Below are 15,216 nucleotides of genomic sequence, written 5' to 3'. Positions count from 1 at the left end.
GCATCGGCGTTCGTGCGTTCAGTTTCCGGGGGAAGTTTTCACATTCGACTGATCGCCCTCGTGGCGGGGGTGCTCGGTGTTCTGCTGGCGGTGCTGGTGCCGCTGCTGCCGGTCCGGCAGGATCGGGCGAGTATCGATTGGCAACCGGCGCAGGCGATTCAGCTGACCGCGCCACTGGTGGACTATGTGCCGCTCACGCTCGATCTCCGGGTGCCGTGCGCGGCGCTGCGGGAGCTGCCCAGCGGCACCGTGCTGTCGACGGTGCCGGCCCAGGCCCCGGGCGGCTCCGCCACGGGGTTGATCGCGCGGATCGAGGAACTGCCGGGCAGCGGGCGCACCCTGTCGGTGACACTGCGCAACAAGCCGCTGATCACGGCGTCGGTATTCCAGATGACGGGCGTAGGAACAGCTTCCGAGACCGCGATCACCACGCCCTCGGGCGTCACGCCGCAAGCCGTGCCGCCCGCACCGGGTTCGACCCCGGCAGCGGTCCCGCCATCCACGACAGGCACTCCGCCCGCCGGCGCCAAGCTGCCCCAGGGCGGGACGACGCCCACCGGCCCCGCTCCGTCCGACGGCCCGACGCCGCCCGCGGGCGCCACTCCCCCTGCCGGATCCACACCGGCCGCCGACGCACCGCTGCCGCCCGCCGGTTCCGGGAGCGGCACCGCGCCCGGACCCGGCACCGGCGCCGGTTCGACTCCGAATATCGTGCCGCACAACGGTTGCGACGCTCTTGTCGTGCACTCGACCGCGAGCGGGACGACCGCCGAGCTGACCGGACTCGCGACCCCGGAGGGTAAGCCGTTCCGGTCCACGGTGGCCGAGGATGTGCGGCCGCAGATCGTGGGCGTGTACACCGATCTGGATCAGGCTCGGCTGGGCGATGCCACGCTGCACGCCGAGGTGGACGCGCGGTTCTCGTCACGGCCGAGCCTGTGGAAGCTGGCGGCCATGGCGGGCGCGGGACTGTGCACGCTGGTGGCGTTGGTCTGCCTGTACTTCCTCGATGCCGCCGACGGGCGGCACCGACGGCGGTTCCTGCCCGCGCGCTGGTGGCGGTTCACCGGCACCGACGCGGTGGTGCTCGCGACCCTGGGCGTCTGGCACGTGATCGGGGCCAATACCTCCGATGACGGCTACATCCTCACCATGGCCCGGGTGTCGAAGCACGCGGGCTACACCGCGAACTACTACCGCTGGTACGGGGTGGCCGAGGCGCCGTTCGGGTGGCCGTACGAATTGCTGGCCCAGATGACCCGGATCAGTGACGCGAGCGTCTGGCTGCGATTGCCCGCGCTGCTGGCCGGGGTGCTGTGCTGGTGGGTGATCAGCCGGGAAGTGCTGCCGCGCTTGGGTTCCCGGGTGCGGTCGGCGGGACCGCGATGGACGGCGGCACTGGTGTTCCTCGCCCTGTGGTTGCCGTATGACAACGGCCTGCGTCCCGAACCGTTCATCGCCCTGGGCGCGCTCCTGACCTGGTGTTCCATCGAGCGCGCCATCGCGACGCGGCGCCTGCTGCCCGCCGCGGTGGCGGTCCTGATCGCGGCGTTCTCCCTGGCGGCCGGTCCGTCCGGATTGATCTGCCTGGCAGCGCTGTTCGCCGGTTCGCGGCGGGTGCTGTTCGTGCTGGTCGCCCAGGTCCGGGCTGCCTCCGGCGGGGTGCTCAGCCATCTCGCGCGCATCGCCCCGGTGCTCACGGCGGGCACCCTGGTGCTGACGGTCGTCTTCGCCGACCAGACGCTGGCGTCGGTCGCCGAGGCCACCCGGGTGCGGAAACTCGTGGGCCCCGACTTCTCCTGGCCGGATGAGCCGACCCGCTGGATCTCACTGCTCTCGCTGACCCCGGACGGTTCCCTGGCCCGCCGCTTCGGCGTGCTCGCCATGCTGCTGTGCCTGGCCGTCTGCCTGGCGGTGGCGCTGCGCAAGGGCGGACGGATTCCGGACACCGCGCGCGGCCCGGTGGCCCGGGTGCTCGGCATCGCCGTGATGTCGCCGCTGCTCATGGCCTTCACTCCGACCAAATGGACCCACCACTTCGGCGTCTACGCCGGTCTGGCGGGAGCGCTGGCCGCGGTGACGGCGGTCGCGGTGGGCGGCAACGGTATTCGACTACCGTACTTGCGCACCGCGTTCGCGGCGGCGGTCCTGTTCCTGGTGGCGTTCAGCTTCACCGGCTCCAACGGCTGGTGGTACGTCTCCGGCTACGGTGTGCGCTGGCCCGATCGCGCACCGCTGGCGGGTGGCGTCGGCCTCGCGTCGCTGATCTTCGGGCTGGGTGCGCTGTGCCTGGCTGTGGCCGCCTGGCAGTACTGGCGCGAACCCTATCGATCGGCCGGAAACAGCCGGGCTGCCTCACCTTTCGCCAGGATCGCCATTCGGCCGCTGACCATCACCGCCGCCGCGCTCGTGGCCTTCGAAGTGGCGACCATGGCTTCGGCCGCCTGGTCGCAATACCCGGCGTACTCCGTCGCGCTGTCGAATATCCGCGCACTGGAGGGCAAACCGTGCGCGATGGCCGACGACGTCCTGGTGGAGACCGCGACGGCGGACTCGGTCCTCCAGCCTTACACGGGCGCACCGGCGGATGGACTCGCCGCCGACAACAGCGGATTCACCGCCAACGGCGTCGGCGACCTCGCCCCCGAAGGCAGCCCGGGCGGCGGCGCCGGGAACGGCGGCAAGCCGTCCACTCCCCCGCCCGGCGGCGGCCCGGCCGACAAACCCAAGTCCGATCCCGGCATCAATGGCAGCACCGTCGCCCTGCCCTACGGCCTGGATCCCACACGCACACCGGTGCTGGGCAACTACACCACCGATCACCCTCGGCCCAGCCACCTGACGACCCGGTGGTATCGCCTGGATGAGGATGCGGCGCAACCGGACTCGGCATTCAAGGCGCTGATCCTGACCGTCGCCGGTCATATCGCGGGCGAGCAGCAGGGCCACCGAGTCGACGGAGCCGCCCTCCGCGTGGAGTTCGCGCATCGCGCCGACGACGGCACCCTCCAGCCCCGCGGCGATCTGACCCCGCCCACGGTCGGCGGCGCACCCGGATGGCGCAACCTGCCCATCCCCCTGGACCGAGTCCCCGTCGGCGCCAATGCCATTCGCCTGATCGCCACCGCGGACGACCCCACCGGTCAGCAGTGGCTGGCCCTCACACCGCCACGCCTGCCGCGCCTGGCCACCCTGGACGCGGTGGTCGGCCACGACGCCCCGGTGCTGACGGATTTCCATGTCGGCCTGGCCTTCCCGTGCCAGCGCCCGTTCGACCACCGCGACGGCGTCGCCCAGCTCCCGGCCTGGCGCATCCTGCCCGACAAGCTCAATGCCCAGGTCGCCACCACCTGGCAGGGCGATTCGGGCGGCGGCCCGCTCGGCTGGTCGGATCTGCTGGCGCGTTCCGAGACCATCCCCGCCTACCTGGACCACGACTGGACCCGTGACTGGGGCGAACTGCAGCGCCTCACCCCGTACGTCGACGCCCCCGCCGCCCCGGTCACCGTACGGGTGGAGAGCCGCTGGGGCTGGGCCGGGGACGACCCCATCCGCGCCGACCCGGCCCGGACGCGGTAGCCGGGCGGCGCGGGAAGCCTATAGTCGATCGATATGACCTTTCGCAGCGAGAGCAGCACGGTGCCGTCGGTCGTCCTGAACGACGGACATGTGATTCCGACGCTCGGTTTCGGGGTGTTCCAGGTCGCCGACGCGGAGGCGTTCGACGTCGTGACCGCCGCGCTCGGCGCGGGATACCGCAGCATCGACACGGCCGCGATCTACGGCAACGAGGTCGAAGTGGGCCGCGCGATCCGCGAGTCCGGCGTGCCGCGCGACGAGGTCTACGTGACCACGAAGCTGTGGAACTCCGAGCAGGGCTACGACTCGGCCCTGCGCGCCTTCGACGAGAGCACGGCCCGGCTCGGGCTGGACTACCTGGACCTGTACCTCATCCATTGGCCGGTGGCCCAGGCGAACCGGTTCGTCGACACCTTCCGGGCCTTCCAGACGCTGAAGTCGCAGGGCCGGGTCGGTTCGATCGGCGTCTCGAACTTCACCCGCGACCATCTGTCCCGGGTGATGGCCGAGACCGGCGAGATCCCCGCGGTGAACCAGATCGAACTGCATCCGCATCTGGGGCAGGCGGATCTGCGCGCCTTCCACGCCGACAACGGCATCGCGACCGAGGCGTGGAGTCCGCTCGGGCGAGGCGCGGATCTGAAGGATCCGGTCGTGGTGGAGGTCGCGGAGGAGACCGGGCGCACCCCGGCGCAGGTGATCATCCGCTGGCATCTGCAGCTGGGCACCGTGGTGATCCCGAAGTCGGTGACGCCGTCCCGCATCCGGGAGAACTTCGACGTCTTCGGTTTCGAGCTGACCGCCGACCAGATGCACCGCGTCACCGCCCTGGATCAGGGCACCCGGATCGGCCCCGACCCGGATGTCCTCACCTACGGATTGGACGTTTAGACGAAATTCCCGGCCGGAATCCGCTGAGCGGGACGATCTCTGGCCGACCGGCGTGAGGGTTCGGACGCTTACCGGGAAGCAGCGCTTCCCCGTAACGAAAGGGCCTTCACGCCAATGAAGTTCGCACGCCTGAGCACCGTCGCCTGCGCCGTGACCGTGGGCCTCACCGCACCGCTGCTACCACTGGATTCGACGCCGGCGGGCCAGGCGGACACCGCGATCGGCATTCGCTACGTCAACTCGGTGACGCTGTCGGACGACACCCAGTTCGGCGGCTTCAAGGTGGGCGGCCTGTCGGGCATCGACTACGACAACGCGAAGAAGAACTACCTCGCCATCAGCGACAACCGCGGCGAACAGGGACCGGTGCGGGCCTATACGCTGCGGCTGCCGATCGGCGCGGACGGCCGCCTGGGCGACCCGGCGTTCGACACCCTCATCCAGCTGCGCGACGCCGACGGCAACCCGTACGCCCCGCGCGCCTCCGACACCGAGTCCATTCGCTGGACCCCGAATCACAAGGGCTTCTACTACACCAGCGAGGGCGAGGCGAAGGTCGGCCGACCGGGCTTCATCCGCGAGGCGAACCTCGACGGCTCCTACGTCCGCGACATTCCGGTGCCCGAGGCCTTCACGCCGGTGCTCGACGCCCAGGGCGTCCCGCAGTCCGGCATTCGTGACAACCTCGGGTTCGAGGCCATGGACGCGGCCGGTTCGTCCATCGTCGCGCTCAGCGAGAACGCCCTGACCCAGGACGGTCCCGCGGCCGGACCGGATGTGGAGAGCCGCGCCCGCCTGGTGCGGATCCACCACACCACCGGCGCGGACCTGGGCGAGTACATCTACCCGGTCGACAAGGTCGCCCCCGGCGCGCTGCCGGTCGCCACCGGTGTCGCCGAGATCCTCTCGATCGACGGCGACCGCTACCTGACCCTGGAACGAAGTCTCGTCCCGAACCAGGGCTTCACCGCCCGCATCTATGAAACCTCCACCGCCGGTGCGGATCCGGTGACCGGTGCGGCCTCGGCTCCGGCGTCGGCCAAGCCGATGTCCAAGCGGCTGCTGTTCGATTTCACCGCCAACGGCATCGACCCCCAGTGCGCCGAGGGCATGACCTGGGGTCCGGAGCTGCCCGGCGGCGGCCGCTCGTTGATCCTGGTCTCGGACAACAACTTCGGCCAGGCGGGCAAGACCGCCTTCCACCTGCTGGCCGTCGACAACGCCCGCTGACCCGCGCACCAGAAGATCCGCCGCCGGCCGGTGAACCGGTCGGCAGCGGATCTTCGGTGTCACGACCCGCTAGTTCTGCGGCGGCGGGCCGGTGGGACCGTTCGGCGGCTGCGCACCGCCCGGACCGTCCCCGGGCGGCGGGCCCGGCTGCGCACCCGGCGGCAGCGGCTTGCCGATGTGCTGGGCCAGGTCCGGCAGCATGCGCGTCGCGACCTGTTCCCAGTTGCCCCAGTTGTGGACGCCGATGCTCGGGAAGTCGTAGCTGACATTGTCGTAGCCGAGCGCCTGCAGGCGGGACTGGAACGCCTTGGTGTTGGCCAGGGCGATGCCTTCCAGGGGCATGCCCTGGATGATCGCGTCCGCCGAGGACAGGTCCTGTTGCGCCGGGGTCCCGCTGCCCGCGGCGATGTAGAGCCGCGTGTTGTTCTCGATCAGCTTGGGCGCGAAGCCGTACGGGTCCATGCGCTGCCATTTGGCGCTGCCCGCGGCTGCCATGGAATCGATGTTGTAGCCGCCCGCGGCGAGCAGCGCCAGGCGCAGCGCCTCCCGCATGCCGGGCGCCGCCAAGGACAGATAGCCCGACATCGAACCGGCGTAGACGAACTGGTCCGGATGGTAGGCGGCCATGAGCAGCGCCGCGCTGCCGCCGCTGGACAGTCCGAAGATGCCGTTGCGAGAGTCGCTGAACCCCAGCCGATCCCGTAGGGCGTCCCGCAGATCGTGGGTGAGGAAGGTCTCCCACTGATAGGTGTAGGACTTCCCGGAGCTCTCGTCCCAGCCCGCGATGGCCGACCCGGAGTCGCGGCTCGGGAACAGCCCGGCGTCCGGATTCACGCCGCCGAAGCTGCTCGGGGCGTCCCAGTCCTGATAGAAGCTGGACTCGCCGCCGACCGGCAGCACCACATTGATATTGAATTTGGCCAGTGCGGCCGGGATTTCGGTGTGCAGCTCCCAGCCGTTGTAGTCGTTCTGGGCGCGTTCACCGTCGAGCAGGTACACCACCCGATCGGTATTGCCGTCCGCCGCCCGCACGATCCGGGTCTTGATCGACCCCATGCCCGAGTCGACGAAGAAGTCGAATGCCTTGGGATTCGGCTCCGCCGCAACCGGTCCGGCCGTCACCACCGCCGCCCACGGCACCACGGTCGCCAGCGCGGCTCCCACCAGGCCCCGTTTGGCCCATCCACCCCGCATATCCTGTTGTCTCCCCTCGATCCTCCCCGCTGCCCTGTTCCCGGCGCGGCGGTCCGCCAGGCAGCATATCCGGTGCGCCCGGGCGGGTCCCCCCGAATACCGTTGCCGCCCAGCCGGGATCGGCTCAGGCGGTGGCGACCGCGTCCTCCAGCATGCCGGGGTCGTGCGCGCACACCATCAGCAGATCGGGGCCGCTCGACCGGTACAGCTCGGCCAGACGCGCCTGATTGGCGTGCATCACCGCGCGGTCGTGGGCGAGGAGGTTCTCGGCGAGCGCGTGCATGCGCGGCACCGGCGACCCGTCCAGGCGGCCCGGGTGCAGGAAGGCGTCGCCGCAGTGCAGCACCCAGCGGTGACCGGCGTCGACCGCGACCGCCGCGTGGCCTCGGGTGTGACCGGGCATGGGGATCAACACGATTCCGGGGCTGATCTCGGTCAGCTCCCGCGCGGTGAACCCCCGCCAGCTCTCCCCCTCCGGCGCGTACTCGACGATCTTCGGCCGGTGCGCCCAGAGCCCCGGGCGGAAGCGGTTGCGCTCCTGCCAGGTCGGCTCGTGCATCGCCCCCAGCGCCTCCGCGGCGGTGACATGCAAGGTGGCGTGCGGGAAGTCGGCCATTCCACCGATGTGATCCCCGTCGAGGTGGGTGGCGACGATGTAGCGGACATCCTCGGGCGCGTAGCCCAGGCCCGCGAGCTGACGCACCGCGGTCTCCGCCGGATCCAGGATGGGACGGTTCATGAACCGACTGGGTCCCAGCCGCCCCGCGGGATCGGCGATATCCGCCAGGCCGAAGCCGCAATCCACCAGCACCAGACCGGCCGCCGCGGTTTCGATCAGCAGCACGTGACAGACGTACGTCGCGAACGGCAACCGCATGGTGCCGCAGTTCAGGTGGTGAACCTTCATCGCCCGATCGTGCCCCAAAATTCTTGTCAGGGAAACCGGAAGATCACTCGCGAAATCTGATCTCCGACGGAGGATCAGACCGGTTCGAGGGTGAATTCCGGACTGCGCCCGCGCGCGTCCAGCCGCCCGTCACCCCAGCTCGCGCTGCCGTAGGCGTCGATCTCGATCGCATACGTCCCCGCGGGCAGGTCCTCGGGCAGCTGGACCGAAGCGCGATCCAGCCGATCGACCAGACTCAGATAGGTTCGGGGCGAGGGGGATTCGACGGTGACCAGGAACACCCGCGCGGATTCGAAGCGCGGTGAGTCCGTGTCCGAGGACCAGCACACGCGCAGTGACCGATGCGCCCCATCGGCGAATTCCACGGTCACGCGCAGCACCGGCACCCCTCCAGGCTAGACCGTGTCGTCGAGCGTCACCCGCACGCTGACCCGCCCGTTGTCGCGCTCGGTCACCGCGTGCCCGCTGCGATCCACGCCGTTCAGGTGCAGCGAGATCGGCCCGCCCTCACCCAGGAAGTTCCGCCACCAGGTCTTCTTCTCCGGCATGGCCACTCCGATGACAATGTCCTTGCCCGACCGCATGTACCCGACCGGAATGGAGAACGTCTTCCCCGACCGCCGCCCGGTGTAGGTGATGACCACCAGCCCGCGCCCCACGAACGGCCCGATGACCGGGAGCTTGGTCAGCGCCACCATGCCCGCGTTGAACCCGCCCGCCAGCTGTGCCACAACATTTTTCATAGCCCTGCCCTCCTTTGGGGGCACGGTAGCACTCGAGAGCAGCGCTAACGATCCCCGGTGAGCGGAGCGCCTAGTTCATGACCGTGGATTGGGCGATGATCGCCGACCCCATCCAGCGGCGCAGGTAGCGGCGCAGTTCGGCGTCGGAGCGGGGCGGGTTGCCCGGGGAGATGAAGAAGGACTGCATGGTGCGGAGCAGGAATTCGACGAGTTCGGCCAGGGACTCGTCGTCGTAGCCGTAATGCCGCCAGTCGACGTCGAATCGCTTGATCATCGTGAGGCCGAAGGCCTGCGCCTCCTCGGAGGTGATGCCGGCGGGGTCGGCGTTGGAGGAGGTGGCGGCCAGCAGCAGGCCCAGGTGCGGGGTGCGGCGGACCTCGGTGAGGGTGTAGGCGATGCCGTGGGTCATCGCCTCGACGGGATCGGTCATGCCGCTGACCTGCGCTTCGAGGCGGTCCAGGAAGCCGGCGACCGAGGCGATGGCGGAGGCCCGCATGAGGGCGTCGGCGCTGGGGAAGTAGCGGTACACGGTCTGCCGGATCACGCCGAGGGATTCCGCGACGTCGGCGATGCTGATCTCCGAGCCCGTGCGCGCGATCAATTCGACTGCGGCGGCGACGATTCGAGCCGCCGCCTCCTCGTCGTTCTCCGGCGGACTCCCGCCCCACCCGCGCCTGCGTGCCATGGCCAGACCGTAACACCCGGAAGGGTCGCATTCGGCGCGCGATCCCGCTGAGCAGGGATTTCAAATCATACACTTGTACGTGGCTGTGTATGTTTGTATGTTCACAGCGGCATCGGAGCGCGCGACCGGGCCACCGGACCCCAGCCCTTCCGGAAGACGAGGAATCGCCCGATATGACTGACCTGATTGTGCGGAAGCTGACTTTCGCGTTTGAACAACACGATGTGCCGTTCCTCTGGAATCCGGAGAACCCGGCCTTCTCCAGCATGGCCAACGCGGTGTCGTTCCTGGCCATCGGTTTCGAGAAGATGATCGTGCAGATGATCACCCAGGCGAAGTCGCAGTTCACCGACCCCGAGGTGGCCGAGGAAGCCGACGCCTTCATGCGGCAGGAGGGCCAGCATTCGACCGCGCACCGCCAGCATGTGCGCGGCCTGATCCGCGCCTACCCGGGCCTGCAGGAGACCCTCGACGAGGTGGTCGGCGAATTCGACAAGCTCACCGCCGAGAAGCCGCTGAAGTATCGCCTGGCCTACACCGCCGACCTGGAGGCCACCTTCACCTCGGTGTTCAAGCTGATGCTCGACAACGAGGCCTCGCTCTTCCGGCCCGGCGACGACCGCGTCGCGTCGCTGTTCATCTGGCATTTCGTCGAGGAGGTCGAGCACCGCAGTTCCGCGCTGATCATCTTCGATTCGCTGGTGGGCAGCGACCTCTACCGGATGCGGGTGGCGCCGTCGATCTTCCGGCACGTGCTGCGCATGGTGCGGATCGCGTGCGCCGGATTCAACAAGCATGTGCCGCTGGAGGAGCGGAAGATCGACGCCATGTCGATGTTCGCGACCTACCGCTATCAGCAGCTGCTGGGCAAGGTGGTGCCCAGCCTCGCGCTGCCCTACGCGGGTCCGGGCCCGCGCGCCTTCGACGATCTGCCGCTGGGTGAGCAGCTCGTCGCGCTGCGCGGCGTCATCCGCAGCCAGCTGCCCAAACACAATCCGGCGCACGAGACGACGCCCGCTCTGGCCGACGTGTGGTTCAAGCGCTACCAGGAGGGTTACGACGTGACCCGCTGGTATACCGCCGAGACGTCCGGGGCGGGAGCGAACTGATGGCCGAGCATTGCGCACCCACCTTCGCCGGGCTGGCGAAGTCGCTCGGCTTCTCCTGTGAGGAGGCGGGCGGGCTGTTCGAGCTGAGAAGCCCGCTGGCACTGGAGAACTGGACCCTGCCGGTCCTGGAGACGACGATCATCCTGGGCTCGATCCTCGCGCTGGTGTGGGCCGTCATCCGGCTGCGCCGCCACGGCGACCCGACCAATCTGGTGCTGTGGTTCGGCGCGACCGCGTACCTGTTCGTCATCGAGCCGCCGTTGTATTTCCCTGCCGCGTTCGGCATTTCGGGACACGTGGACACGATGTTCGCGCACAACGTGTTCACGGTGGACTTCCTGTGGGGCCGCCTGCCGCTCTACATCGTGGCGATCTACCCGTTCATGGCCACGATCGCCTACGAGATCGTGCGCATGCTGGGCGTTTTCCGCTACGGCGCGCTCGCGGGCGCGACCTGCGTCGGCTTCGTGCACCATGCGTTCTACGAGATCTTCGATCAGATCGGCCCGCAGCTGCGCTGGTGGGAGTGGACCACCGACAACCCGCTCAACCAGCCCATGTTCGATTCGGTGCCGCTGCCGAGCGTGGTGGTCTTCGCCGCCCTGTGGCCGATGTCGCTGGCGTTCTGCGTGTACCGGTTCGTGGGTCGCCGCGTGGATGCCGGTGAGCATTTCACCGGTCTCCAATTGACCTGGCGCACAGTGGTGATCGGTCTCGCGGCGTCCGCGGGCACCTTCATCCTCCCGCTTCCGGCCACGGTCCTCGGCGCCGGCAGCACCACCGTGCGCGGCGTCATCTACGCGCTCGAACTGATCGCGCTCTCGGTGGTGGCGGTCTGGCTGATGTATCGCCAGTGGTCGCGCCTGCGGCAGCCGGGCAACACCGAACCGCGCTACGACAATGCCTTCGTCCGCGTCTACGCCACGCTCTACCTCGTCGTCTTCGCGGTCCTGTGGGCGACGGCCCTCCCGGACTTCTTCGACGCGAAGAACGGCGTCACCGAGAACGGCGACCCCATCGGCAACCTCTGGTACACCCTCGCCTGCTTCGCCGTCGGGATCCTGTCCGTCGCGGCGGTTTCCTTCCGCGGCGCGGCGCGATCCGGGGACGAGACTCCCGCGCTGATCGCCGAGCGGAGCTGATCCGGCGAGCGGGACCCGTGCGGATTTCCACGGCCGGGTGTGCAAACATTCGGCCATGGCTGGTGGTACCCACATGTGGCCGGTCGTCGACCTGACGGACCTGCTCGATGTTCTCGATCTGACCGAGGCCGGGCCCGGGAGGTTCCGGGCCCGCAACATCACCTCGACGCTGCCGACGACCCTGGGCAGTCAGACGCTCGCCCAGGCCGTCATCGCGGCCGAGCGCACGGTGCCGCACATGGCCGTCCAGTCGCTGCACGGGGTGTTTCCGCGCGGCGGGTACGCGGATCGCGATGTCGACGTGGAGGTCGAGACCGTTCAGTCCGGCCGGGCGCTGGCGACCGTCCAGGTGTCGTTCCGGCAGGAAGGGCGCGAACACGCGCGTGTGCTGGCCATGCTGAGCGTCGAGGAGCCCGACTTCCTCGCCCACAGTGCCAATCTGCCCGAGGACGTGCCCGGTCCCGACGAGTGCGACGAACTGCCCTGCGCGCTGCTGCCCTGGGAGGTTCGCACGCTCGGCGGGGCCGATGCGCTCGCTCTCGAGCTGGCCGGGTCACCGACCCTGGACGTGTGGATGCGCTGCGACAAGGCTCCGGACGAGCCCGGTCTGGCCCGCGCCCTGCTGGCCCACGGCAGCGAGGGCTTCCTGGGCCCGGTCGCCATGCGGCCCTATCCACAGTCCGAGATCGCGCGTCTCGGTGGTCGCGGGGCCGCCGCGATGCTCGCCCAGACGGTCACCTTCCACCGCCCGTTCAGCCTGCACGACTGGCTGCTCATGCGGTGCGAGAGCAACTTCGCGGGCAGTGGCCGGATGCACGGCCGGATCCAGATCTTCACGCGGGCAGGCGATCTGGTGGCCTCGGTGGACACCCAGGGCCTGATGCGCAGCGCCGGCTGAGAGCGGCCATTCCGGCCGATGGGGGGGCAAACCGGTCACTCACGGGTGTCCGGTCGGTCAAGGCGGTGAGTCCCGAGTCCACCGCCTCTACCTCTGGGTATGTTCTTGCGAAACCAGCCGGACACCCGCCGTTCAGTGTTCCCCAGGGGGACGGCGGGACTCAGAGGAGTTCCCCAGCCGCATGCGCAGATCAGTTCGCAGCCAAGGCAATCGCGGTCGTTTGATTCGGTTCGGCGCGATCACGGCCACGACTACCGTGCTCGCCCTGGGCGGTCGGTTCCCGGCCGCGACGGCCGATCCCGCGCCGCAGCCGATCACCGACGCGACCGATCTGCTGGCGGCGATCCAGGGTGGCCGGTTGCTCGGGGTGCCGCTCTTGCGGGATGTGATCGCGGGCAGCGCCGCGAGCCTGTCGTCGCCCGAATTCTGGTCGAACTACGTGCGCGAGATCCTCGTCCACAACAAGGTGCTGCTGCCGCTCCCGATCGATGTGGTCAAACCCGATGTGGCCCTGCCGCACGCGCCGATCGCGGCCGGAGCCGCCGCCGCGCTGCCGCACGCGCCCGTCGATCTGCTCGACGTGACCTACGAGTGGGCGGGCGGCACCAAGACGGTCGCCGATTTTCTCAATGACTCCGGCACCGACGTCATCGAATTCGCGCACCGGGGGTCCCTGGTCGCGCAGTACTTCGCCAATGGCTGGTCCAATGACACCGCCCATCAGGCGTGGTCGACCACCAAGTCCTTCGTCTCGACCCTGGTCGGCATCGCCGTCGACCAGCACCTGATCGCCTCGCTGGACGATCCGATCGAGCGCTACATCCCCGAGCTGACCGGCACCGCCTGGCAGGGCGCGACCGTCCGGAATCTACTGGAGATGCGGTCGGGCATCCGGTGGGACGAGCACACCGAGGAGCTGTCGCAGAACACCCAGGTGACGCAGTGGATCGAGATGTCCCTGGACTACTACACCGAGGGCGGGTCGGGGAAGACCCGGGACGAGTTCCTGAAGTCGCTTCCGGCGGATCGGGCGCCCGGCGTCGCCTTCAACTACAGCAGCGCCGACACCCAGGTGCTGGCCTGGATGCTGGAGAGCGTCTACCACCAGCCGTTCAACCAGGTTCTCTCCGAACAGTTGTGGCAGCCCGCGGGAATGGAAGCGCCGGCCGACATCATGACCGACCGGACCGGCGCGGCCATCGCCTCCGAAGCCCTGTTCGCCCGGCCTCGCGACTTCGTGCGGCTCGGTGAGCTCCTGCGTACCGGCGGCCGCACGCCCGAGGGCCGGCAAGTGGTGTCCCCACAGTGGGTCACCGCCGCCACCACCGGCATGAAACCGGCCAGCGATGCCGGGGACGCCACCGTCGGAGGCTACGGCTTCCAGTGGTGGAGCGGCGCGACGCCGGATGGCTTCCAGGCCAACGGCTTCCAGGGCCAGTACATCACGGTCGCCCCGTCGGACTGCGTGACCGGCGTCCGGCTGGCGCACACTCTCCAGCTGAGTACGGACGGGGAGTTCGCGGGCCAGGGCAATGACGAATGGCACGCGCTGTACCGGGCGGTGCTGGCCCGGCTCGGCGGCTGTTGAGCCCCGCCGCGTTCAAGGGGTGACGACCGGTGTCCGCTGGTGTAAACGATCTCGCGAACTTAGATTGGACGTGTGACCAAGTTTGGCGTCCGTCGGTGCGAGGTCCGGACGGAGTGAGCACGAGGCTGGATCTGCCCACGATCCCCCCATCGGTCCTGAGCGGGCTGGTCGAGATCGGTGCGCGGGAGGCGCGCGACGTCGGGCAGTGGTTCACGGGGACCGGTCTGACCGCGCCGGATGTGCTGACCGCGGACTCGATCAAGGTGTCCTTCCGGCAGGCCGTCACCGTCCTGCGGCGCGCCATCGCGGACATGCCCGGGCGGCCGCTCGGTATGCAGGTGGGCGGGCGCGACATCCTGCTGTCGATGGGCATGCTCGGGGTGGCCATGCGCTCGGCCGCCACCGTGGGCGAGGCCATGTCGATCGGGCTGGAACTGCACCAGGCATCGGGCAGCCTGATGGACATCGAACTGGAGCGCGACCAGCACCACGCGGCGCTGCGCCTGCACGAACGCTGGCCCGAACCGCAGCTGCTCAGCTTCCTGTGTGAGGAAATACTGTGCAGCACCATGATTTTCGTGCGGTCCGTGGTCGGGTCGGACTGGTCGCCCACCCGGGTGGAGCTGAGTTATGCCCCGCCGCCGTACGCCGGTCACTACGAGCGGTTCTTCCGCTGCCCGGTCGAGTTCTCGGCCGAGGCCAACCGGGCGGTCTTCCCCGCCGCGGACCTGGCCCTGCCTTTCGCCACGCACAGTGAGCCGACCCGCGTGATCGCGGTCGACGCGTGCCGCCGCCTGCTCGATATCGGGCGGCGGGAACCCGACGTGGTACTGATCGTCGAAACCCTGCTCGAGCAGAATCTGCGGCATCCCCTGACGATGTCCGAGGTCGCCGCGCGACTGCACGTCACCGAACGCACGCTGCGCCGCCAACTCGCCACCGCCGGTGAGAGTTTCAGCTCGGTCCGGGATCGGGTGCGGGAACGGCGCGCCACCTATCTGCTGCAGGATTCGGCGCTGCCGATCTCGGCGATCGCGCACCAGATCGGATACAGCGATATCCGCGAGTTCCGCCGCGCCTACATCCGCTGGACCGGATCCGCGCCCAGCGTGGCGCGCCGCACCCTCGCCTAGCCGGTCCTTTTCCCGGACAAGGGGATCCGGACCGGCCGGGCGGCCACAGCGGCAGGTGTTGCTCGTGCCAGCGGGCAGCGTCGAGGATCGCGCCGCCGATATCGCCCGGGTGGTAGC

At 69.3% G+C, this 15,216-nt stretch carries 13 protein-coding genes; 8 read left to right on the top strand and 5 right to left on the bottom strand.

The window, feature by feature from the left end; translation table 11 throughout:
• Positions 1–12: 12 nt before the first annotated feature.
• From ACFRAQ_RS06350 to ACFRAQ_RS06340, 3 genes are all read left to right on the top strand, one after another.
• Positions 13–3,579, top strand: a complete 3,567-nt coding sequence (locus ACFRAQ_RS06350; RefSeq protein WP_379094782.1) for an arabinosyltransferase domain-containing protein — start codon at positions 13–15, stop codon at positions 3,577–3,579.
• A 33-nt stretch (positions 3,580–3,612) separates the two neighbouring features.
• Positions 3,613–4,470 carry an aldo/keto reductase gene (locus ACFRAQ_RS06345; RefSeq protein ID WP_379094779.1) on the top strand — a complete coding sequence of 286 codons (858 nt, stop codon included), beginning with the start codon at positions 3,613–3,615 and terminating at the stop codon, positions 4,468–4,470.
• A 114-nt stretch (positions 4,471–4,584) separates the two neighbouring features.
• Entirely contained in the window at positions 4,585–5,700 is a 1,116-nt protein-coding gene (locus ACFRAQ_RS06340; protein ID WP_379094776.1) for an esterase-like activity of phytase family protein, read from the top strand.
• A 69-nt stretch (positions 5,701–5,769) separates the two neighbouring features.
• On the opposite strand, the gene ACFRAQ_RS06335 is transcribed toward ACFRAQ_RS06340, so the two are convergent.
• The 5 genes from ACFRAQ_RS06335 to ACFRAQ_RS06315 all read right to left on the bottom strand — a co-directional run bounded on the left by ACFRAQ_RS06335 (position 5,770) and on the right by ACFRAQ_RS06315 (position 9,229).
• Positions 5,770–6,894 (bottom strand): alpha/beta hydrolase, encoded by a 1,125-nt coding sequence (locus tag ACFRAQ_RS06335; RefSeq protein WP_379094773.1) that lies wholly within the window; start codon positions 6,892–6,894, stop codon positions 5,770–5,772.
• Positions 6,895–7,018: 124 nt separating this feature from the next.
• Positions 7,019–7,801 carry an MBL fold metallo-hydrolase gene (locus ACFRAQ_RS06330; RefSeq protein ID WP_379094770.1) on the bottom strand — a complete coding sequence of 261 codons (783 nt, stop codon included), beginning with the start codon at positions 7,799–7,801 and terminating at the stop codon, positions 7,019–7,021.
• A 74-nt stretch (positions 7,802–7,875) separates the two neighbouring features.
• The gene (locus tag ACFRAQ_RS06325) at positions 7,876–8,187 is read right to left on the bottom strand and encodes a hypothetical protein (RefSeq protein ID WP_379094767.1); all 312 of its coding nucleotides are present in this window, start codon (positions 8,185–8,187) and stop codon (positions 7,876–7,878) included.
• A 9-nt stretch (positions 8,188–8,196) separates the two neighbouring features.
• Positions 8,197–8,544, bottom strand: coding sequence for a hypothetical protein (locus ACFRAQ_RS06320; protein ID WP_379094764.1), 348 nt, complete (start codon positions 8,542–8,544; stop codon positions 8,197–8,199).
• A gap of 70 nt (positions 8,545–8,614) precedes the next feature.
• On the bottom strand, positions 8,615–9,229 hold the full coding sequence (locus ACFRAQ_RS06315; RefSeq protein ID WP_379094761.1) for a TetR/AcrR family transcriptional regulator: 615 nt from the start codon (positions 9,227–9,229) through the stop codon (positions 8,615–8,617).
• Positions 9,230–9,402: 173 nt separating this feature from the next.
• Here ACFRAQ_RS06315 and ACFRAQ_RS06310 point away from each other — a divergent pair, with 173 nt between their 5' ends.
• From ACFRAQ_RS06310 to ACFRAQ_RS06290, 5 genes are all read left to right on the top strand, one after another.
• Positions 9,403–10,338, top strand: a complete 936-nt coding sequence (locus tag ACFRAQ_RS06310; RefSeq protein WP_379094758.1) for a metal-dependent hydrolase — start codon at positions 9,403–9,405, stop codon at positions 10,336–10,338.
• A complete protein-coding gene (locus tag ACFRAQ_RS06305) occupies positions 10,338–11,480 on the top strand; it encodes a hypothetical protein (protein WP_379094754.1) in 1,143 nt (380 codons plus the stop codon). Before ACFRAQ_RS06310 ends, ACFRAQ_RS06305 begins: the two co-directional genes overlap by 1 nt.
• A 55-nt stretch (positions 11,481–11,535) precedes the next feature.
• Positions 11,536–12,378, top strand: coding sequence for an acyl-CoA thioesterase (locus ACFRAQ_RS06300; RefSeq protein ID WP_379094752.1), 843 nt, complete (start codon positions 11,536–11,538; stop codon positions 12,376–12,378).
• Positions 12,379–12,559: 181 nt separating this feature from the next.
• Positions 12,560–13,966, top strand: a complete 1,407-nt coding sequence (locus ACFRAQ_RS06295) for a serine hydrolase domain-containing protein (RefSeq protein ID WP_379094749.1) — start codon at positions 12,560–12,562, stop codon at positions 13,964–13,966.
• A gap of 113 nt (positions 13,967–14,079) precedes the next feature.
• Positions 14,080–15,099 carry an AraC family transcriptional regulator gene (locus tag ACFRAQ_RS06290; RefSeq protein WP_379094746.1) on the top strand — a complete coding sequence of 340 codons (1,020 nt, stop codon included), beginning with the start codon at positions 14,080–14,082 and terminating at the stop codon, positions 15,097–15,099.
• Positions 15,100–15,216: the final 117 nt, after the last annotated feature.

It is taken from the genome of Nocardia sp. NPDC056611, assembly GCF_042792755.1.
Classification (GTDB): domain Bacteria; phylum Actinomycetota; class Actinomycetes; order Mycobacteriales; family Mycobacteriaceae; genus Nocardia.
This window is presented reverse-complemented; position numbering and strand designations above follow the sequence as displayed.